Source organism: Paenibacillus sp. J22P165 (assembly GCF_059692015.1).
The window spans coordinates 425,382-444,597 of record NZ_JCAUAP010000008.1 but is presented as its reverse complement, the minus strand read 5'-3'; the positions used below and the strand labels follow the sequence as shown (position 1 = coordinate 444,597).

Sequence of the window (19,216 nt, the reverse complement as noted above, 5' to 3'; positions counted from 1 at the left end):
TTAGGAGGGAAACGAGTTATGAAGAAGTGGGTTTTTTGGTTTGTTATTGTCGTACTAGGTTATGAAGCCTACCAGCAGCACAAAGCTCCTCGAGAAAAAGTTGAGCATTCGCAAGTCGTGAATAGCGCCTACGCGGCGACTTCCCCTGGGAAAGATCTTACAATAAAAGTGACGAAAGATCAGATATATCAAGGAAATCTGGTTCTGATTAACAACGATTATCCGATTCACTCAGGGGGCATGCAGCCGGATATTCTTAACCTTTTTGAAAATAAAGAGCTCGTTAAAGGATATGGGATCTTAGATAATACGGTGCGATTGTCGCGAACGGTTGTTGACTCTTTTACGACGATGATCCAGGCAGCTGCCAAAGACGGAGTTCGTCATTTCATGATTAACAGTGGCTACCGGGACAATAAAGAACAGAGTCAGTTATACAAAGATATGGGAGCTAATTACGCGTTGCCCGCGGGACATAGTGAACATAACTTAGGCTTGGGACTTGATATTGGTTCTACACAAGGTGAAATGAGTCAAGCAGATGAAGGGGAATGGTTGATTCGAAATGCGGCGGATTATGGGTTTATTTTGCGCTATCCCAAGGACAAAACGGCAATTACGGGCATCCAATTTGAACCTTGGCATTTTCGTTATGTGGGGCTACCTCACAGTGCGATTATGCAGCAAATGAATTTATCGTTGGAAGAATATTTGGCGTATTTGAAACAACAAAAGAACATCACAACGAAGGTGAAAGGGAAGATCTACGAGATTTCGTATCATCCGATCACTCAGAATAGTACCATTCAAGTGCCTAACAATCGTTCTTATACCTTGTCTGGCAACAACATGGATGGCATCATCGTCACGGTGCTTCCTTGAGGTTACATTTTAAATTTTAGGAGTGTGAGTTTACGATATGAAAAATTGGAAGGTATGGCACGAGATGCTGCTGCCGGCTTTATTCGCTTTGTATATGTATGTCCTGTTCAAAATCATCTTGTTTAAATTTAGTTCGATTGATCTCCCGTTTCTGTGGCAACAGCTGCAGCGGAATCTAGAGAATCCTATATATATCCAAAATCGTCTGGCGTTTGCGAACTTTCAGCCATTCGTTTCAATAACGGCTAATCTACAAAGCTTATCCCAGCATGATCTTATCAATTTGTTTGGGAATATCGCGGTATTTATGCCCTATGGCATGTTTCTGTTGCTCACGTCAGGTTCCAAGAAAATTTCATTCTCCGGTGTGTTCATTCGCTCATTGGGGGTAAGTCTGAGTTTGGAGAGTCTGCAGGTTGTTCTTTCCATGGGGAGCTTTGATGTGGATGATCTTATTCTAAATGTATTTGGTGGCTTAATGGGGTATTGTGGTTTAAAAGTATGCCTAACATTAAAAAATCATTTGTTACGTATGATCGATGTTCAGAGCATGAGCGTGATGCTGACCAAAGAAAGCAACATAACGTAAGATGGTGAGATGCGAGAATGTGATAATAATAGGCTGATGTTCAAGTGGAGAGTGATACTTGATATCAGCCTATTAGTGTGCGCCTAGCTCTATTATTTTTCTATTGGACCTGTATCTACAACCTCGAAATCGCTGCCTTTGATCTTTCCGAGTTTATGAAGATCATCATCGTCCCACTTCGGATCGGGCGCGCCGCTCACATAGAGATCACTGCCGTTATCAGCGACAATCATGCCGTATTTCTTCATGGCTCGTAAGATCGCTTGATTCGTTGCCGAGTAGCTTGATATATCGAAATCATCGCGAAGTCTCAGTCGAAGGCCCATAGGCGGAAGATTCGAATCAGTGCTGTTTGAAGCAAAATGTGTAGCTGGAGCAATGAATCCTCGTTGCGTCTTCCTTACTGTGAAACGCAGTGCGTGGTTGATTTCTCCTGAGCTTGCTTCGTCATAGCGGACAAGCCCTGGGAAGATCGGCAAGCCTGCCGCGTCAGCGGATGTCCAATATTTAGGACGAAGCGCGTTGGAGTTCAAATCCCACTTCGCACCGTTCGAAGCTTGCCATCCAGATGACGTGGGTCGTGCATTGAACAATTCGTAAAGCATATCATTGTCTTTATCGACAACGATGACATGACGGTCGCCATCGCCGTTCGGTCCGCCTTCGATTGGCGCGTTGGCTGGAATTGGGTAAGGGCCAGCGTCACTTTCATCGCCATAATCCGTAAACGTTACGTTTACTTTCGGTTGATCGCCGCTTACGATCGTGTAGGGAATCCCAATCGGTGCCCCTTCCCATTCCGTGCCGAAATCCGCATGTACACTCGTATTCAAGCCAATCGCTTCGAGATACTGCTTTGATTTCTGGTGAACAGGAAAGGCGGAGATGTCTGTATTCCAAGGATTATTCTTCGGGAATACTTGCAAGGCTGTATGGCCTGATGAGTTCTCATCCCCATCAGAAGGTGCAGGGAGATGCTGAGGCTTGTCCCCTACATAAATGGAGCTTGTCGCATCATCCCAACCCACGGGTTTCCCCAATGATTCGGTTAGAAAACGAAGAGGTACATAAGTCGTATTTTTGTAAATGAAGCCTTGAAGATCTTGCGGAGGTTGCTTGATCTCTCCATCGAAATAATACTGCAGCTTTCGAAAATAAACCTCGATACCGGTTGGATCGTTCGCCGCATAAGAGAGCCCTGAAAAAAATAAAGCTCCACATAGGAACCCAACGGTTCCTGATTTCCATTTACCCATTTGTTAGCACACTCCATTGTCTCTAGTTGGCTTTCTTCTCATTTTGTCCTATCATAAGACTATTCGTAAGTTGTCCAACGCTTTGTGTCCAGAAGACATAAGGGATCTTGGAGATAATTAAGTAAGGATGAATTTATATAATCACGGAGGTCTTCCTATGAGTCAACGCTATCGTATTACAAGAGCTTTTCAACAAAATGAACAAGCCGTAACATCTATTTCATTAGAAGAATGTAAACAGTTCTTTGCTACACAACCAGATTTCACCTATTCATCGGTTTATACCGTGACTGGTGCCACCAGCATGTCGATTGAAGGGGATTTTTTCATGTGGAGCTATGGGGAAATAAAGATTCCATTCCGTCATTATCAAGGAGATCTGTATGTTTCGGGCACGAATGAAGCTGTGATTCCTAAGATGCTGGAGGTTGCAAGTGAACTGGGAGCCGACGTTGCAGAAGGTTAGTTTCGTAAAGTTCTAATATTTTCAACATACTCTCCTCATACATTTACGTTATAGTAGTAGTAATTGGACGTAGCTGATAAGCTACAGGTTACTTTAGATGATCATTTGAGAGAGATAGATTACTTGGGAGTGTAGGGGGTCGTTACATGCATATGCATACATTCATTAACATATTGAGAACGGAACTCGTCGTCGCGCTTGGCTGCACAGAGCCGGTAGCGATCGCTTTGGCTGCCGCGAAAGCTCGAAGCTATGTGAAAGGTCCTATCGAGAAGGTCACCGTGCATGCTAGTGCAGGGATCATCAAGAATGCTCTGGCAGTTGGGATTCCTGGTACGAATCTGACGGGGATTGATTTTGTAGCTGCGCTTGGTGCGATTGGAGGTAATGCGGAGAAGCAATTAGAAGTGCTTGCTGATATACAACCAGAAAATGTTACAGCAGCGCAGGATATGGTTGAACGCGGAGCTTCGGTCGTTCACTTAGCTGATACCTCCAGAAAGCTATATATTGAGGTCGTCGTTAACACGCAGGACAGTTACGCAAAGGTCGTTATCACGGATAATCACACGAATATTACCCTGATTGAGGTAGATGGTAAGGTCGTTGAATCGGGAGGCTGTGCCAATGCGACTTTCAAGAGTTCCAAAGAGGAACGAGGTGAGCTTACGATCGATGGTATTGTCGATTTCGTCAATACAGTTGACCTTACCGAGCTGCAATTGGTTAAACAGAGCATTGAATTGAACCGTAAGGCCGGAATAGACGGATTGACGCATGCCTATGGTCTTGAGGTTGGCAGAACGATTAAAGAGAATGTGCAGAAGGGTATTCTGTCAGATGATTTAATCTCTCATGCGATGGCGCTTGCAGCTGCTGGATCAGATGCTCGTATGGCTGGTTCTAGCATGCCTGTTATGGCGAATTCGGGAAGCGGCAACCAAGGTATCGCAGCGACGAATCCCGTTATCGCGGCGGCTGAGAAACTCGGTGTTGCGGAAGATAAGCTCATCCGTGCGGTTGCTTTGAGTCATTTGGTCACTATTCACATCAAATCCAAATTTGGTCGGTTGTCCGCTTTATGCGGCGTTACTGTCTCAGGTACAGGTGCAAGCTGCGGAATTACGTATTTACTCGGCGGTGGAAAGAACGAAATTAAAGCCGCAATCCAAAACATGCTCGGGAATGTAACAGGGATGATGTGTGATGGCGCTAAAGGTGGCTGCGCAATGAAAGTTGCAACTTGTACGAGTGCTGCGGTGCAATCTGCGTTGCTTGCTTCCAAAGGGATGACCATTTCTTCCACGAATGGATTTATCGAAAATGATGCCGAGAAAACGATCGACAACTTCTGCCGGATCGGTAATGAAGCGACTTCCGAGATGGATAAACTCGTTCTTGAAATGATGTTAAATAAAGACATATAGTTGAATGATGATCCGCCGAGAGGCGGATTTTTCATTTTTACATGGAGGCTCCTAGCAATTCTAAGCCTAATTTCACGCTGGCGTGTTCACGATTTTCGAGGAGGTAGACGGCATTTGCACGAATTTTTGGCGTATGGAAATCACATTCAAGTTGAATTAATTGTCGAGCATCTAGAAATGGTTGTGCAATTGACTTCGGTAGAAAGCCAAATCCGGCTCCTTGTAAAAGCATAGCAACCATAATAAAGGAATGGTCGGTTTGTAAAGATGGGACAAAACCAGCTCCAACGATACTTATAAACCATTCAGGGAAGGGATCTCCCCATTCAATATGGCAATATTCATGAGAAATAAAATCCGTTTTACGAATAATGGAGTCTTTTTTATGCGCGGATACGAGAATAATTTCATCCTCAAATAGTAATTCTTTTGATACTTTAGGATGATCAGGTGGATCAAAACGAACGGCAACATGTACAACCCCATCCAACACCAGATCACGTACCATATAGCTTGGATCAATATTGCTTAGGAATCTAATAGCCACGTTAGGATGTTTTCTTCTAAAAGCTAGAATGTCTTGTAAGTATCGATAATGCCATACGGATCCTGGTCCACTTAGAACTAGGTAATGTTCAAATTCTTGCGAAAGTTGTACTTTGCTTTCTTCAAATAATAGCAGCATTCGCTCTGCGTAAGGAAGAAAGGCGATACCTGCTTGCGTTAGGGTTACATGACGATTGTCACGTTGGAACAATATTTTGCCTATAGAGCCCTCCAGAGCTTTTATTCTTGCAGTTACAGCAGATTGCGAAATATGTAAATGCTCTGATGCTTTAGTGAAATTTCGTATTTTACAAACGGCTAAAAATGCTTCTAACTGAGATGAATCCATGCTTCGCGCCCCGCCATCATTTGAATTATTAATTATCACAAAATAAATTATGAGTTATACAAACCATAGAATGTCCATTAATATAGGGCAATAGCCTTTATTACACCTACTTACAAGGAGATTAATTATGCAAAATATCAGAGAAATGACAATTAAAGATTACGAAAAGATGATTGAATTGTGGAACAGTATTGAGGGATTAGCTTTAAGTGACGCGGATTCTAAAGAAAACATCAAGAGGTATCTAGTCAGAAATAATGGGTTGAGTTTTGTATTCGAGCAAGATAATGAGATTGTTGGGACTATTCTGTGTGGTCATGATGGTAGAAGGGGTTTTATTTATCATCTTGCTGTGAGCCCCGCTTTCCGTAAACAGCAAATTGGTAACCAATTGGTTCAAACGAGTTTAAATAAATTGAGCCAGGAAGGTATTGATAAATGTCATATTTTTGTTATCGAAGATAATGAGGTTGGGAACCGTTTCTGGACAACAGTGGGATGGGAAAAGAGAAGTGGTTTTTATGTATATTCAAGGAATACCAAATAACTAAATTAACTCTATTAGCGGGCGTCTTCTTGAACCCTATAGGGGGCAATATTCAAAAAAAATTACATTTTCAAAAATTATTGTTTACGTACCTCTAGTTATTTGATAATATAATCGCAATAACAAATGCGTTGAAGAGATGAGTAAATAAATGAAATCTTTCACAGAGAGCTCCGTTAGCTGAAAAGGAGTAAAGAGAACTTTATTGAACAAAGCCTCAGAGCAGCACATCGGAACTGAATTTCTCGGGGATGGTGTGACAGGAGCTCCTGTTATAGAGCTAAAGTATACGCATGCAATTGGCATGTCGTACTTGAAGAGGCTGGTATGGCGACATATTGGTGAAACTGGGTGGTACCACGAGGATATTAATCTCGTCCCTAAGACTGGCAATAGTCTTGGGGGTGGGATTTTTTTGTTATAGCGTAAGAAACTTTACGCAGGTGCTGTAACATTTGGCACACAATATCAGATGCTTTGAATTTACTATTAAGATGCTTTACTACCTTATACGAATGTGAAAGGATTTGTGAATCCCAATGTCGAGAAAATTAAAAGTAGGTATTGTCGGAGGAACTGGCATGGTTGGCCAGAGATTCGTTGAATTGTTGGATCAGCACCCATGGTTTGAAGTAACTGCGATTGCAGCAAGCAGCAGCTCAGCAGGTAAAACGTATGAAGAATCAGTGAAGAGCAGATGGAAATTGTCCACGCCGATTCCGGAAAACGTGAAACAGATCATCGTTCAAGATGCTTCAAAAGTGGAGGAAGTTGCCACTGGAGTTGACTTTATTTTTTGTGCGGTAGATATGAAAAAGGATGAAATCAAAGCGCTCGAGGAAGCTTACGCCAAAACGGGTACGCCTGTTATTTCTAATAACTCAGCTCACCGCTGGACGCCGGACATTCCGATGGTCATCCCAGAGGTGAATCCAGGTCACATTGAGATCATTGCAGCACAAAGAAAACGTTTGGGTACGTCGACTGGTTTTATCGCAGTTAAACCCAACTGTTCCATTCAAAGCTATGTGCCAGCCCTTCATGCACTGTTAGACTTTAAACCGACCAATGTTGTTGCTTCAACGTATCAAGCGATCTCTGGAGCAGGTAAAAACTTCACAGATTGGCCGGAAATGTTGGATAACGTGATCCCGTATATTGGCGGGGAAGAAGAGAAAAGTGAGCAGGAGCCACTACGTATCTGGGGAAGCATCGCAAATAATGAAATCATTAAAGCGAGCTCACCGCTGATTACTACGCAATGTATCCGCGTTCCTGTAACCGACGGACATCTTGCTACAGTATTCGCTTCTTTCGAGAAAAAACCTACGAGAGAAGAAATCCTATCTCGCTGGCAGAACTACAAAGGTCGTCCGCAAGAGCTGAACTTGCCAAGCGCGCCGAAACAGTTCATCACTTACTTTGAAGAAGAAAATAGACCTCAAACGAAGCTTGATCGTGAAATTGAGCGCGGTATGGGCGTTTCCGCAGGGCGTTTACGTGAGGATTCCTTGTTTGACTATAAATTTGTTGGATTGTCCCATAACACATTGCGCGGAGCAGCAGGTGGTGCGGTTCTTATCGCTGAATTGCTTAAAGCGGAAGGTTACATTCAACCGAAATAACATCCAAACAGCAAGCATCTTGTATGCTTGCTGTTTATATTTATTCCTAGCTCGGGTAACGTTCCTGGAGAAATGAGACCGATTGGCTTATTAAATCTTTTAATATATCGGTATTGATATCTGCGACTTTATTGATGTACACACAGGCTTTTGCAGCCTCATGTTTGCCGAAGTCCTTTAATAATTCCTCTCGTTCTGTATCTCCTGTTGCAAAATACAAGCTGATCTTGGCTTTTCGTGGCGAAAAACCAGCTAGAGGCGCATCGCCCTCATGACCGGACGCATATTTGTAATGGTAACTGCCAAAACCAATAATGCTGGGTCCCCACATTTTAGCTTCAAAGCCTGTTGCTTCTGCAAAAATATCCAATAAGCGATAAGCATCTTCACGTTTCTTTGGGCTTTCCACATTTTCAATAAACTCGATGACACTGTTATCTGTTTCTTTCATTTTTGCTTCATAGGCCATAGAAAACACTCCTTATCGATTTCCACCAATGTTGACAAGCTATGTTTATTTTACCAAAAATGGGATGGAAATAGAAACCTTACGAAACGATTACTCGTCTAATACATACCACACGAATTGCGTGCAGTTAGGTGGAAGCAAAGAGGAGGTCTATCATGCAGAATAAAAGAAAATATTGGTTTCCTCTGTTTTGTTGTACGATACTAGTTACTGTCCTAATTGCGGGTTGCGGTTTTCAGCAGGCGTCACCTAAAAAGATGAAATCAGTTTCAATAGAAGATTTACAAAAATATGCGAATCAGCTGATCGCGTTAGAAGCAGTCTTTGAGAAACATCAAGTCAAACCTCAGTCGACTTATAGCACAGACAAGGAAGTGTTTCTAGAGGTGCGCCGCGTAGGCGAACATGCGAAGACATTGTCGGACGCAGAGAAGTCGAAATTCAAACAAGCGATTTTCACAGCGATCGGCGCTGAGTTTCCACTGAACATAACGGTCTACGCGATTGATGAACAATCTGGAACAAAAGGCAAAATCACCGCAATTGATGGAAAGGGAAAGTTTCTGGTTGTCTCGACAGATAAAACCCTAAATCAAGAGCAGAAAATGCCGAATGCAACTTGGTATACCATGGCAGATGATGCCCTTATTACGTATGAAGGTAAAAAGTTTAACGCAACTGACGTGCAAATCGGATCATCCGTCACAGTGTGGAGTGAGGGGATGATGCTGACGAGCTATCCTGGTCAAACAACAGGTTTACGGCTCCAGATTAACTCACTGGACAATGGCGCCGGCGATCTAAGTGGCAAGGTTACGCAAGTAACCACTTCAGGCGAAGGTGTGAATCTTGAGAGAATCCTAGAAGTCGATGGGGTGAAATATCGCATGCTGCCGATTACACAAGTGTGGAAAGACGGTGTATTGGTTGAGGCTGCGAAAATGAAAGACGGCGATCATGTTAAGCTTTGGTTTGCAGGCTATGAGATCGGCCCGGAGAAAATGGTGACGAAGGTCGTTATTTCGGGCAGTTAAATCGTATTTCAGGGATAAAGTTGCCGTATTAGCTGTATATTTTCCAGTTATTCGTTTCCGCTTTTATTGCTAGCCAGTGAAATGGTTAGGATGTAGAACATATAAGGTTTATATATAAATCGTTTACGATCTGTAGTTAGGAGAACAACATCATGCTTACAGCGATAGTCCAAGGAATTCTTTTATCCGCAGGTCTGATTCTGCCATTAGGTGTTCAAAATGTTTTCGTATTTAACCAAGGTGTAACACAGCCGAATTTTATTCGAGCACTACCCGTCGTCCTTACTGCTGCTCTTTGTGATACAGTGCTCATATCATTAGCCATTCTAGGTGTATCCGTTATTATCGTTACGATTCCCGCTATTAAGATCATTCTGTTCGCACTAGGTATCTTGTTTCTTATTTATATGGGGATTCTTACTTGGAAAAGCAAACCGGCATCCAGTACATCGGAGGAAACGGCACTGTCCCCGAAGAGGCAAATTGCTTTTGCGGCATCCGTTTCGTTATTGAATCCTCATGCGATCTTGGATACCATTGGTGTCATTGGAACTAGCTCTATCCACTATTCGGGGACGGAAAAACTAGTTTTTGCGGTAGCGTGTATCGGAGTGTCATGGATTTGGTTTGTTGCGCTTGCGCTTATGGGGAGACAAGTTGGAAGATTAGACAAATCTCGCACCTTTATCACGTATCTGAATAAAGCCTCTGCGCTCATCATGTGGGGAACCGCCATTTATTTAATAACACAGCTAATCTAAACCTATGAGCGTGAGTAATGAATTTTTACTCTGCTATAAATTGACATCAACTGCTAGGGGAGATATGATTTTAGTGGGTAACACGATCGAACAGGGGTGTGAAGGAATCATGCAAAAGCAATTTAAAGTCGCAGCAGGCATCTCACTTGCAGGATATGTCGTCAGTCTCATTACAGCTAGTTTCTTACCGGAAGCCGTTAATTTATTAGTGCCTGCTACGCTGATACTTGGAACAATCCTCGTACTTCAACGTCCTTCCAAAGCCTTAAAGGGAACAACGCCTCCCGTAAGTATAAGTGAAACAGCTCCTAGTAGCACTCCTGAACCGAGTGTCGTATCTTCAAACGAAGATGAGCGTATCACGGAACAAGACCCTTTCTGGGGACCTATTTCGGAATACATTCATGTCATTGAAGAGACGATGATTTCTGAAGGGCAGAAGAACACACTTGACGATGAAATCGTTGAAAAGACGCTTAGCTTACTCTCCAGGGTAGGACGATTAATTCCACAATTGAAAGAACTAAACGATGCAAATATGAATCATAACATACAAAGATTGATTTTTAAGGATTTAAACGGTGCAATTAATCCTTTTCTGAAGCTGGGAGGGGAAGCGAAACGCTTAAATCGTCGGCTTCTTCTTACGGGGATCAAGGATATTAACTCCAAGCTCACGGATTATGTAGAAACGATCGAACAAAAAGACTTAATTGAATTGCAAACACGGATGGAATTAATTCAACAGCGATATCGTTCGACAGATTAAAGGAGGCATGGGACCATGACAACACAATTGGTGCAATTAAAATCAACGGATTTGCAGAAGGTTGAACTAGAAGCCAAGCAATTGCTTGAGAAAGTCTCTTCAACAGATACGATGGAATTAGAAACGTTAATGGATTCCATTGGTCGTATGGGTTCCAAAACGATGGAACAAGCTGGACAATCCCTTGCAATGCTAGAACGTCCCGTCAATGAATTGATGTCCGGCAAACGCTCAGAGGTGCAGAATAACATCCTTAAGTTGCGCGGCGAAATAGACTCATTAAGCAAGAGTAAGCAGCTTGGCTTTTTCGAGAAAATGATGAAGAAGACGCCACTTAAGAACTATATTTATAAGTATCAGTCTGTGAAAACAAACGTCAATGCAATCGTTCAATCCCTGCGTAACGGGAAAGAAACGTTGGAAGAGAATATGGCTTACATGAAGACGCTGAAAAAAAATTCCATTGAATCGGTCTACAATTTGCAAATGCGAATTGCGATGGGGGAGAATTTAAAGCAGCTTTTCGAAGTGGAAATTGCTAAACCTGAGAATGAACACCGCAAAACCCATTTGGAAAGAGGACTTCGCAAGGTTGTAACGCGTATTCAGTCTTTTCAAGAGATGGTCATTCTGTACCAACAAGCGATTGCAGGTACGGATATCATCAACGACAATAATGACAAACTTATTGATGCGGTAGATGCGACGATTGATAAAACTCAGAATCTACTTACGGTGTCTGCCATGATCTCAATGGCCATTGAGGATCAAGTACAAACGATTGAAGCCGTCAATAGTGCGAACTCGACATTGAATAAAATGTTTGAAGAGAATTCGCGCTTGTTGAAAGAAACGACGCAACGAACGAATGATTTGCTCGGTAAGCCAGGCTTGCAGATGGACTCGATTGAAAGAGGGATGAACGATCTTTTTGCTGCACTGGATCTCTTCGAGCAATCGAATCGGACAATCATTCAATCGGCGACTGAACACACGCAACGACTGGGCAACATTAGTCAGCAAATGACGCAAAGATTAGGTTTAACGCCTGGCACGAAAACGAATGCAGAAATCAAAGCGTCCGAACTAGGCGGACTTTTGGAATAAAACATAGTGAGATAAGAAGCTGTCAGGGATATGATCCTTGGCGGCTTTTTTTTTATTATACGACTCGTGTACCGCTTAACCCATGCCATTTCATTCTCCTGACATATGATAATCCAAACGTTTGAATATTGGAGATGATGTCATGTTCATGCAAGTAAAAGAAGCGCTTAGTCAGGGCCCCCAATTGGATGTGATAATCCCAGCGATTGAGAAAGACTTGGGAACACTCCCCCTTGTCATTGATAGTATACGAAAATATGTGAAGCACCCGATTGGTGAAATCATCATAGTGGCTCCGATGAAAAAACGTATTATCGAGCTTTGCTCGAGAAAAGGTTGTCGATTCGTTCATGAAGATACGGTTCTTCCCATCACGAAGAAGGATATCCATTATCAATCCAAAACATGGGATCGTACCGGTTGGCTGTATCAACAGCTACTTAAATTGAACGGAGATACGTTGTGTTCCTCTAAGTACTATATGGTCATTGATGCAGATACGGTTCTAATTCGACCTCATGCCTTCAGAGTGGGCGACAAAACCGTATTCTACTGTCGGGATTGGAGTCAACCCGAATATTTCAAAACGTATAGAAAATTGATGGGAAGAAATCGTTCGGCGCGATTGTCCTTCGTTACGCATTACATGCTGTTCGAGAAAGCGAAAGTCAAGCAGTTGAAACAAGCCATAGAGTCCAAGCACAATCGCAGCTGGTATTCAGCCATTATGAAAAGTATGAATAAATCCAAGCAATTTGCTTTTTCTGAATTTGAAACATACGGTAATTTTCTTTATTCAACGCAACCGCACAAAATGATTTTGAAGCCTGCCCGAAATATAAGCTTGCATGTGCGTGATTCGCAAATTACCTCGTCTAGGATGTCAGCCTTAGCCAAAAGTTATCGATCCATTTCACTTCACAAGCGCAAAGGGTATGTTAAAACAGCGATGTTGGTGACAAAATGAAACCCTATCTTGTGGTCTGGAAAGGGCCTGTTCATAAAGTAAGTGGTCTTGGTCACGCAAGCAGAACGTATGCAGCCTCCCTTAGGCGGCAAGGAGTTGATGTAAGGCTTGGTCATTGGAAATTTGGCAAAAGACCCGGTAAAAAGGTGCTTATCTATCACGATGTTCCGAGTCATATGAAGTGGGATCGTGAACGGCGTTTATATGATCCCATTATTTTAAACACGGTTTGGGAAACGACCCAAACGCCTAAAGAATGGCTATCTCATATGAACAAATTTGATGCAGTATGTGTACCAACACAACATAATAAGCGAGCACTTGTGCTTAGCGGGGTTACTGTCCCGATTTTCATTGTTCCACATGGTGTGAATACCAAGGCCTTTCATCCAAACAATAAAAAGTTCGTCTTGCCGCGTACAGCAGGCAAATTTATTTTTGTGTCTGTCTTTGGCTTTCAGCATCGCAAAAATCCAGAAGGCTTGCTGCGAGCGTACTGGGAAGAATTTTCCGCGAAAGATAACGTCATGCTTGTGATCAAAACGAACGGATATGAACCCTATGAAAATGAGAGATGGATTCAACAACAGATTTGGCAATACAAGAAGAGATTAGGATTACGTAATGAAACGGCACCGATTATCATCATCGGCCGACGACTTAGTGAAAGTCAGCTTAAAGGCTTGTACACATTAGGGGATGCGTTCGTCCTTGCTACACGAGGCGAGGGGGTTGGACTCCCATTTCTTGAAGCATTAGCTAGTGGTATCCCGGTTATCACGACGGCATGGGGCGGGCAGATGGACTTCCTAACCCATAATAATTCGTTTCTCGTTCCGTATCAGTTAAAGAATCCGACAGTTAGCATGAATAGTCGACATGCCATTTCACGCCCATTCCGTTATTTATTTGCTGAAAAGGAACAACTATGGGCAGAACCCGATCATGCTAGTTTACGAATGAACATGAGGAAAGCTTACGAGAATCCTGAACTGTGCAAAAGAAAGGGAAGACAAGGAAGATTGGATGTTCTTCCTATAACCTGGGAACGCGCCGGGAAGTTGATGAAGCAGGTCGTCGATAAAGTGATTGGTCACAGAAATAAGGGTGAAGCGTGATGTCCCAAGAAAGGAGTATTTGGCTTGCGTATTGTACTATTGTGCGGGGGATCTGGAAAAAGATTATGGCCTTTATCCAACGAAATTCGCTCCAAGGTATTTCTTAAGCTTTTGAAATCCAAAGATGGTAGTCAAGAATCGATGATTGAGCGTATATGCCGACAATTGGATGAAGTGGGTTTGCTGCAATCCACCTGTATTGTCACCCATCATAGTCAAGTAGAGATAACGCGTACGTATGTAGGCGAGCACATTCCCATCATTAGTGAACCATTCAAAAGAGGAACCTTTGCGGCAGTCGCGTTATCGGTTACCTATCTGTCTGAGATGATGAAAGTACATCCAGATGAAACGATATGTATACTCCCCGTGGACACGTATGTTGATTCGGCTTTTTTTCAACTGTTACATCGTTTTCCTGAGGTCATTTCGCGTTCCAAGACAGATTTAGTGCTACTTGGTTCTAAACCTAATATGCCTTCTGATCAGTTTGGCTATATTGTACCTGTTCTTCCAAAGGATACCGATGATTTTGCTGTTGTACGTCATTTCGTCGAAAAACCGAATGAAGAAGCGGCAGCAGATCTCATTGAACATGGAGCTTTGTGGAACTGCGGGGTGTTTGCCTTCCCTTTAAGGTTCATGCTGAGCTATTTGAAGAACAATGGACAACCGACGCAAGTGGAGTCATGGCTAGCAAATTACGAGAAAGTGATCAATACAAGCTTCGATCGTGAAGTCGTTGAGCGCAATCCACACACCATAGTCATGGAGTATGAGGGGGTATGGCGTGATGTAGGCAGTTGGAAGGCATTAACACCCCATTTGGACAGTCAGATCGGTGCAGGTCGAATTTCGGATGATTCCGTGAATACACATCTCATTAATGAACTCCCCTATCCAATTGAAGTCATCGGTATCTCGAATATGATTGTCGCGGCTAACGTAGACGGTATTTTGATTGCGAACAAAGATAAAGCTCATATGATCAAAGAAAGACTCACGCAAGCGCCACCGTTTCCCATGCATGGGGAGAAAAGATGGGGTTCTTATCAAGTGTTGAAATATGAAAAGGAGGAAGAACACAGGAGAGAAAGCATGATTAAAATCGTGAGGCTCTCCCAAGGAAAGATGACCAGTTATCATTTGCATAGCCATCGACAAGAAAGCCTAACGATTCTATCTGGCTGCGCGGAAATTCTTATGGAGGACAAACTAATTAGACTTGTGTCAGGTGATGTTTTGCAAATTCCAGCTAACAGTAAGCATGGGATCAAGGCAGTTACAGATTTGGTGTTAATGGAAGTTTGGTTGGGGAATGACCTTGCGGATGAGGATATCATTCGATTTTCTACATTATGGTAAAGCGAGGATAAGACCTGCCACTTCTTGAAGTTGGCAGGTCTTAGTCATGGTTAACCTTAAAGAAGCGATAGGGATTAATGTAGCCAAGACTGTCAAAGACTTAATGTAAAATCTGCCGCCTGTATCCAAGCTTGCCCTTGGAAATCTCGGCCCCTAATGTGCACGCGATTCGCATACACATCGATAACTAAGCCCTCTGATCGGCTTTCCTCAATCAGTTCGTCACTGCTGTTATATGGGTAGCTAACGGACGAACTATTGACCATTGTACATACCTCTCGAACTAGTGTAGTTGAAAGTTTCAATTCCCAATGCGTATGGCCCGTGAAGAATATGACTTCTGGGTAGTTAGCGAGTATCCGTTTCAATTCGTCATGCTGAACAATTCCCCGTGCTAGGCTGCCAGAAACGGTTCCTTGGAAAGGTTGATGCAGAAAAACAAACAGAGGCTTATTCGTCATATAGTTTTCTTGAAGCTTACTCTGCAACCAGTTTAATTGCGCTAAAGACAACCAAGCATCTTCATTATTGTCTGGATTCGATTGTCGGTATTGTTCAGAACCGAGAAAGATAAAGTGATAGCCTTGAATCCATCGATCATAATAAACGCTGGATACGTTTGCGAATGACAGAAAGCGTGCAATAGAAGCTTGCTCCGATTCTCCATTGGGAAATGTAGCTGGCGCCCATTCACCAGAAGCGTTGTAGTAGGCTTTGTAATAGTCATGATTGCCCATCGTAAAGAGGACTTGGTTCGGCAGCGAATGCTTTTGCAAAATGGAAGTGATCATCGCATAGTCATTGGGACGCCCATCGCCAAGGTCTCCGTTAATCACTAGTGCATCTAAATTTGCGTTCAATTGATGTAAATCTGTTAGTGCGGCATGCCATTTTGTCTGAGCGTTGCTGTCCCAATATTGAATATGAATATCACTGACGACAGAGAAACTAAGTAGTGGGGAGTCAACAGCGGCTTTTTTGAGCTCATCAGCTAGGCGGAGTATTTCATTTCGATCTGTTTGGGATTGGAGGAACTTTAAACGCGGTTGTAGAAATGATTCTATTATTTTGTCAGCATCATTTTTGCGCAGCATCAAGTACCTCCCCCTTAATTTTGTGACTGACCTGAAGCCAATCGCAATGCATTGGCCAATCGGTGAATTTCATCCTTGTCTTCTTGTGAGGTGACGAAAAACCACATTGGGCTCAAAAAAGTTTCAATTATTTTATTCGCATCTTCGGGGCTTAACACGCGCAACGCCTCCTGCAATCAGGTTGTCCAACTAGTACTAGCATATGTTGGACCCTATCGCTCCGTAATGAGTAAGGCGCACATTTTACTTAAGACGACTGATCTGGCTGGCATCATACGAAAAAACGCAAGCCTAAGTACACTTAGGTTTGCGTTAATCAGCATTTGTCATGTTATCTGCTAGCCACTTTCTTTCGAGGTGAAAGTATTTTATGCAGTCGTCGCGCACACTGTTCGGCCGATTCCATGCCTTCCCAATAGAGCATCATTTCATTGTTAACTTCTTGCATCAATTGCATGTCAGAGATGGTCTCATGCTGGTAGAAGGCGTCATGTAATTGACCATCAGAAATATGGAGTGACTCCAGATCAAGCCGATCCCAATACTGCTGATTAATACTGTGAAGTACAGAGAGGAAGCGTGATTTACCAAATTTGGCTTGCACATCAGGGTGACAGGCTGTTTGAAGAAACTGGATGGCCAACTCACGCTCCGTGCTAGCAGAATGAACCATCAAGGCATTGGCAATGAGCAATGTCTTCGGTGATTCACCGAACGGCATCGGCGCGAATTTGGGCTCGAAGGGCAGCTGATTGCCAAACCCAGCAAGCTCAATGGTCGTCGTTAGCATCATGGCGACTTGTTCGCTTTGGAAAGCAACACGGTGCAGTTGCATATGAGAAACCAACGCACTGCGTTTGCGATATATCATATCGTGCATAAACGTCAATGTGTCTAAAAGCGCTTTCTTATTCGGTTTGTTATAGTCAAATCCATTCTGCATGGCGATCACATTCCAGCGATTGAGTGTCGATGGCAGAGAAAAACCATAATTATCAATGATACCATCTTGATTCGTATCAAATGTCAGACGACCAGCGGTGTCCATAAATTCTTCCTTATTCCAACCATGGCGAGGTGCTTCAATGCTATATTTGTCGAACATGCGCGGATTATAAGCGAGACATATACCCGAAAAAGTGACAGGTAAGGCTTTGACGCTGCCATTGCTTCCATCCTTGCGAAATCCATCTAGCAACTTGGGGTACATCCGACTCAGCTCATCATCCATAATACGATCTAAACTCACAAAATCGTCCATCGATTTATGCTCTTGAAAGAGTGTGTCTGTAATGATGCAAATGTCAGGTTGAATACCCATTTCAATGCATTTGTGCAAGGACTCCCAGAACTGTGCAATTGGAAAACTGAGCAGTTTAATGTCCACATCAAGGTGTTGTTGTTCGAATGTTTCGCAGATGAATGGTAAGCAGTGATCGACAAAATAGGAAGGTGTAATGGTTAAAATGCGCAACACTTTCCGCTTCGATTTCCGCACCGTGACGTCAGGGGAGACGAAGGTTCCGAGTCCGGCTTTTTTTACAACAAGGCCTTCCTTCAAGAGGAGATCAAGTGATTTACGAACGGAGCTGCGGCTGAGCTCGTAATATTTGCTTAACTCGTTCTCGGACATAAGGAACTCATCCTTCTTGATAAAGCCAGAAAGAATTTGTTCCCGAAGGATGTCGGTTAATGACGAATAGCAATATTGGTCCTTTTTTCTCATAATCAGAATCGCCACCTATTTGCTCAGTTGTATGTATTCTAAACAATATTTGGTAAATATACAACATAAAAAAAGTGAGACATAGCACGAGTTTTGGTCAATTTAAAGACGTAAATTAAACATGTATAGCACTTGTATTTTTTTGTGTTTATAAATTATAATGGGATTGTAAACGGGGGGTGACCACATGGCTTCTATCGCCAGTTCTAAGTCAAATCGTGTTTTTCGAAAAATAGTTCGATACCGATGGTTCTATCTGTTAATGGCTCCTGGCCTGTTGTACTTTCTCATCTTCCGATACGTCCCCATGGCAGGATTGCTCGTCGCATTCAAAGATTACAGTGTCACAAAAGGAATTTGGGATAGCCCCTGGGTGGGTTGGCGCAATTTCGAAATTATTTTTAAATCACCTGATTTTCTCCGTCTCATGACCAATACTCTCCTCATTAGCGTGTACAGACTCGTCTTCAATCTACTTCCTGATTTAATTCTCGCCTTACTTCTCAATGAAATCCGCGTTACTTGGTTTAAAAAGATTGTGCAAACGATCACGTATGGCCCTTACTTTTTATCATGGGTTATCGTATATGGTCTGGTGTATTCATTTTTCTCTCCCGGCACAGGTCTCGTCACCACGTTCTATCAAAATATGGGATGGGGAGAACTGAACGTACTTGCGAATTCGGATTTATTCCGGCCTCTTATCATCCTTACGGATGTGTGGAGGAATACAGGATTTGGCGCTATTTTCTTCCTTGCTGCCCTGGCTACTATCAATCCCGAGCTCTATGAAGCTGCTGTTGTGGATGGAGCAGGCCGTTGGAAGCAGATTTGGCATATTACATTGCCTGGCGTCCGTGAGGTCTTCATCTTATTGCTCATTCTGCGGTTAGGTACGATTCTTGATGCAGGCTTCGATCAAATTTATGTATTCCTCAATGCGCGTGTAACGAATGTTGGAGATATTCTGGATACCTGGATATTCCGCCGAATCATTGAGCAGAGCGACTTTAGTATTCCTGCAGCAATGGGGGTATTTAAATCAGTTATTGGATTTGCGCTCGTCATTGCCGCTAACCGTATCGCGAAGAAATTCGGTGGTTCGGGAATCTACTAATA

20 protein-coding genes and 1 other annotated feature are annotated in these 19,216 nt (G+C 42.9%); of the genes, 14 read left to right on the top strand and 6 right to left on the bottom strand.

Annotation, left to right across the window (positions count from 1 at the left end):
* The first annotated feature begins 18 nt into the window (after positions 1–18).
* Together AC58QM_RS22110 and AC58QM_RS22105 are read left to right on the top strand one after the other, a co-directional pair.
* Complete coding sequence (locus tag AC58QM_RS22110) at positions 19–882, top strand: M15 family metallopeptidase (protein WP_497287016.1); 864 nt, start codon at positions 19–21, stop codon at positions 880–882.
* 37 nt (positions 883–919) lie between these two features.
* Positions 920–1,471 (top strand): VanZ family protein, encoded by a 552-nt coding sequence (locus AC58QM_RS22105; RefSeq protein WP_497287015.1) that lies wholly within the window; start codon positions 920–922, stop codon positions 1,469–1,471.
* Between the two features lie 92 nt (positions 1,472–1,563).
* Here the strand turns inward: AC58QM_RS22105 and AC58QM_RS22100 are convergent, their stop codons facing one another.
* A complete protein-coding gene (locus tag AC58QM_RS22100; protein ID WP_497287014.1) occupies positions 1,564–2,727 on the bottom strand; it encodes a stalk domain-containing protein in 1,164 nt (387 codons plus the stop codon).
* A gap of 157 nt (positions 2,728–2,884) precedes the next feature.
* Between AC58QM_RS22100 and AC58QM_RS22095 the strand changes: the two genes are divergently transcribed.
* Positions 2,885–3,193 carry a hypothetical protein gene (locus tag AC58QM_RS22095; protein WP_497287013.1) on the top strand — a complete coding sequence of 103 codons (309 nt, stop codon included), beginning with the start codon at positions 2,885–2,887 and terminating at the stop codon, positions 3,191–3,193.
* Positions 3,194–3,339: 146 nt separating this feature from the next.
* A complete protein-coding gene (locus AC58QM_RS22090) occupies positions 3,340–4,620 on the top strand; it encodes an L-cysteine desulfidase family protein (protein ID WP_497287012.1) in 1,281 nt (426 codons plus the stop codon).
* A 37-nt stretch (positions 4,621–4,657) separates the two neighbouring features.
* Here the strand turns inward: AC58QM_RS22090 and AC58QM_RS22085 are convergent, their stop codons facing one another.
* A complete protein-coding gene (locus tag AC58QM_RS22085; protein ID WP_497287011.1) occupies positions 4,658–5,515 on the bottom strand; it encodes a LysR family transcriptional regulator in 858 nt (285 codons plus the stop codon).
* A gap of 127 nt (positions 5,516–5,642) precedes the next feature.
* Between AC58QM_RS22085 and AC58QM_RS22080 the strand changes: the two genes are divergently transcribed.
* On the top strand, positions 5,643–6,062 hold the full coding sequence (locus AC58QM_RS22080; protein WP_497287010.1) for a GNAT family N-acetyltransferase: 420 nt from the start codon (positions 5,643–5,645) through the stop codon (positions 6,060–6,062).
* Between the two features lie 122 nt (positions 6,063–6,184).
* Positions 6,185–6,447 (top strand) — a binding site (T-box leader).
* Positions 6,448–6,601: 154 nt separating this feature from the next.
* The gene (gene asd / locus AC58QM_RS22075) at positions 6,602–7,687 is read left to right on the top strand and encodes an aspartate-semialdehyde dehydrogenase (protein ID WP_497287009.1); all 1,086 of its coding nucleotides are present in this window, start codon (positions 6,602–6,604) and stop codon (positions 7,685–7,687) included.
* 46 nt (positions 7,688–7,733) lie between these two features.
* Here the strand turns inward: asd and AC58QM_RS22070 are convergent, their stop codons facing one another.
* Complete coding sequence (locus AC58QM_RS22070; protein WP_497287008.1) at positions 7,734–8,156, bottom strand: DUF1801 domain-containing protein; 423 nt, start codon at positions 8,154–8,156, stop codon at positions 7,734–7,736.
* Between the two features lie 155 nt (positions 8,157–8,311).
* Here AC58QM_RS22070 and AC58QM_RS22065 point away from each other — a divergent pair, with 155 nt between their 5' ends.
* From AC58QM_RS22065 to AC58QM_RS22035, 7 genes are all read left to right on the top strand, one after another.
* Positions 8,312–9,190, top strand: coding sequence for a DUF3221 domain-containing protein (locus tag AC58QM_RS22065; RefSeq protein WP_497287007.1), 879 nt, complete (start codon positions 8,312–8,314; stop codon positions 9,188–9,190).
* 152 nt (positions 9,191–9,342) lie between these two features.
* A complete protein-coding gene (locus tag AC58QM_RS22060) occupies positions 9,343–9,951 on the top strand; it encodes a LysE/ArgO family amino acid transporter (RefSeq protein WP_497287006.1) in 609 nt (202 codons plus the stop codon).
* Positions 9,952–10,060: 109 nt separating this feature from the next.
* Positions 10,061–10,720, top strand: a complete 660-nt coding sequence (locus tag AC58QM_RS22055) for a hypothetical protein (RefSeq protein ID WP_497287005.1) — start codon at positions 10,061–10,063, stop codon at positions 10,718–10,720.
* Between the two features lie 15 nt (positions 10,721–10,735).
* On the top strand, positions 10,736–11,827 hold the full coding sequence (locus AC58QM_RS22050; protein WP_497287004.1) for a toxic anion resistance protein: 1,092 nt from the start codon (positions 10,736–10,738) through the stop codon (positions 11,825–11,827).
* A 142-nt stretch (positions 11,828–11,969) separates the two neighbouring features.
* Positions 11,970–12,794, top strand: coding sequence for a DUF6492 family protein (locus AC58QM_RS22045; protein WP_497287003.1), 825 nt, complete (start codon positions 11,970–11,972; stop codon positions 12,792–12,794).
* Entirely contained in the window at positions 12,791–13,912 is a 1,122-nt protein-coding gene (locus AC58QM_RS22040; protein WP_497287002.1) for a glycosyltransferase family 4 protein, read from the top strand. The genes AC58QM_RS22045 and AC58QM_RS22040 overlap by 4 nt, the downstream gene beginning before the upstream one ends.
* A 24-nt stretch (positions 13,913–13,936) precedes the next feature.
* Positions 13,937–15,277: a sugar phosphate nucleotidyltransferase gene (locus AC58QM_RS22035; protein WP_497287001.1), complete on the top strand. Its 1,341-nt coding sequence runs from the start codon at positions 13,937–13,939 to the stop codon at positions 15,275–15,277.
* Positions 15,278–15,369: 92 nt separating this feature from the next.
* Here the strand turns inward: AC58QM_RS22035 and AC58QM_RS22030 are convergent, their stop codons facing one another.
* From AC58QM_RS22030 to AC58QM_RS22020, 3 genes are all read right to left on the bottom strand, one after another.
* Entirely contained in the window at positions 15,370–16,371 is a 1,002-nt protein-coding gene (locus tag AC58QM_RS22030; protein WP_497287000.1) for a metallophosphoesterase family protein, read from the bottom strand.
* A 14-nt stretch (positions 16,372–16,385) separates the two neighbouring features.
* Positions 16,386–16,529, bottom strand: a complete 144-nt coding sequence (locus AC58QM_RS22025; RefSeq protein WP_497286999.1) for a hypothetical protein — start codon at positions 16,527–16,529, stop codon at positions 16,386–16,388.
* A 173-nt stretch (positions 16,530–16,702) separates the two neighbouring features.
* Positions 16,703–18,097, bottom strand: coding sequence for an extracellular solute-binding protein (locus AC58QM_RS22020; RefSeq protein WP_497286998.1), 1,395 nt, complete (start codon positions 18,095–18,097; stop codon positions 16,703–16,705).
* Between the two features lie 187 nt (positions 18,098–18,284).
* Between AC58QM_RS22020 and AC58QM_RS22015 the strand changes: the two genes are divergently transcribed.
* Complete coding sequence (locus tag AC58QM_RS22015) at positions 18,285–19,214, top strand: ABC transporter permease (RefSeq protein WP_497286997.1); 930 nt, start codon at positions 18,285–18,287, stop codon at positions 19,212–19,214.
* Positions 19,215–19,216 lie beyond the last annotated feature (2 nt).

What these genes read in the sequence shown, in the direction of transcription:
- AC58QM_RS22060 (WP_497287006.1), top strand. Translation starts at nt 9,343, where the DNA reads ATGCTTACAGCGATAGTCCAAGGAATTCTTTTATCCGCAGGTCTGATT.
- AC58QM_RS22105 (WP_497287015.1), top strand. Translation starts at nt 920, where the DNA reads ATGAAAAATTGGAAGGTATGGCACGAGATGCTGCTGCCGGCTTTATTC.
- AC58QM_RS22045 (WP_497287003.1), top strand. Translation starts at nt 11,970, where the DNA reads ATGTTCATGCAAGTAAAAGAAGCGCTTAGTCAGGGCCCCCAATTGGAT.
- AC58QM_RS22030 (WP_497287000.1), bottom strand. Translation starts at nt 16,371, where the DNA reads ATGCTGCGCAAAAATGATGCTGACAAAATAATAGAATCATTTCTACAA.
- AC58QM_RS22050 (WP_497287004.1), top strand. Translation starts at nt 10,736, where the DNA reads ATGACAACACAATTGGTGCAATTAAAATCAACGGATTTGCAGAAGGTT.
- AC58QM_RS22110 (WP_497287016.1), top strand. Translation starts at nt 19, where the DNA reads ATGAAGAAGTGGGTTTTTTGGTTTGTTATTGTCGTACTAGGTTATGAA.
- AC58QM_RS22020 (WP_497286998.1), bottom strand. Translation starts at nt 18,097, where the DNA reads ATGAGAAAAAAGGACCAATATTGCTATTCGTCATTAACCGACATCCTT.
- AC58QM_RS22090 (WP_497287012.1), top strand. Translation starts at nt 3,340, where the DNA reads ATGCATATGCATACATTCATTAACATATTGAGAACGGAACTCGTCGTC.
- AC58QM_RS22070 (WP_497287008.1), bottom strand. Translation starts at nt 8,156, where the DNA reads ATGGCCTATGAAGCAAAAATGAAAGAAACAGATAACAGTGTCATCGAG.
- AC58QM_RS22085 (WP_497287011.1), bottom strand. Translation starts at nt 5,515, where the DNA reads ATGGATTCATCTCAGTTAGAAGCATTTTTAGCCGTTTGTAAAATACGA.
- AC58QM_RS22065 (WP_497287007.1), top strand. Translation starts at nt 8,312, where the DNA reads ATGCAGAATAAAAGAAAATATTGGTTTCCTCTGTTTTGTTGTACGATA.
- AC58QM_RS22080 (WP_497287010.1), top strand. Translation starts at nt 5,643, where the DNA reads ATGCAAAATATCAGAGAAATGACAATTAAAGATTACGAAAAGATGATT.
- AC58QM_RS22040 (WP_497287002.1), top strand. Translation starts at nt 12,791, where the DNA reads ATGAAACCCTATCTTGTGGTCTGGAAAGGGCCTGTTCATAAAGTAAGT.
- AC58QM_RS22055 (WP_497287005.1), top strand. Translation starts at nt 10,061, where the DNA reads ATGCAAAAGCAATTTAAAGTCGCAGCAGGCATCTCACTTGCAGGATAT.
- AC58QM_RS22100 (WP_497287014.1), bottom strand. Translation starts at nt 2,727, where the DNA reads ATGGGTAAATGGAAATCAGGAACCGTTGGGTTCCTATGTGGAGCTTTA.
- asd (WP_497287009.1), top strand. Translation starts at nt 6,602, where the DNA reads ATGTCGAGAAAATTAAAAGTAGGTATTGTCGGAGGAACTGGCATGGTT.
- AC58QM_RS22095 (WP_497287013.1), top strand. Translation starts at nt 2,885, where the DNA reads ATGAGTCAACGCTATCGTATTACAAGAGCTTTTCAACAAAATGAACAA.
- AC58QM_RS22015 (WP_497286997.1), top strand. Translation starts at nt 18,285, where the DNA reads ATGGCTTCTATCGCCAGTTCTAAGTCAAATCGTGTTTTTCGAAAAATA.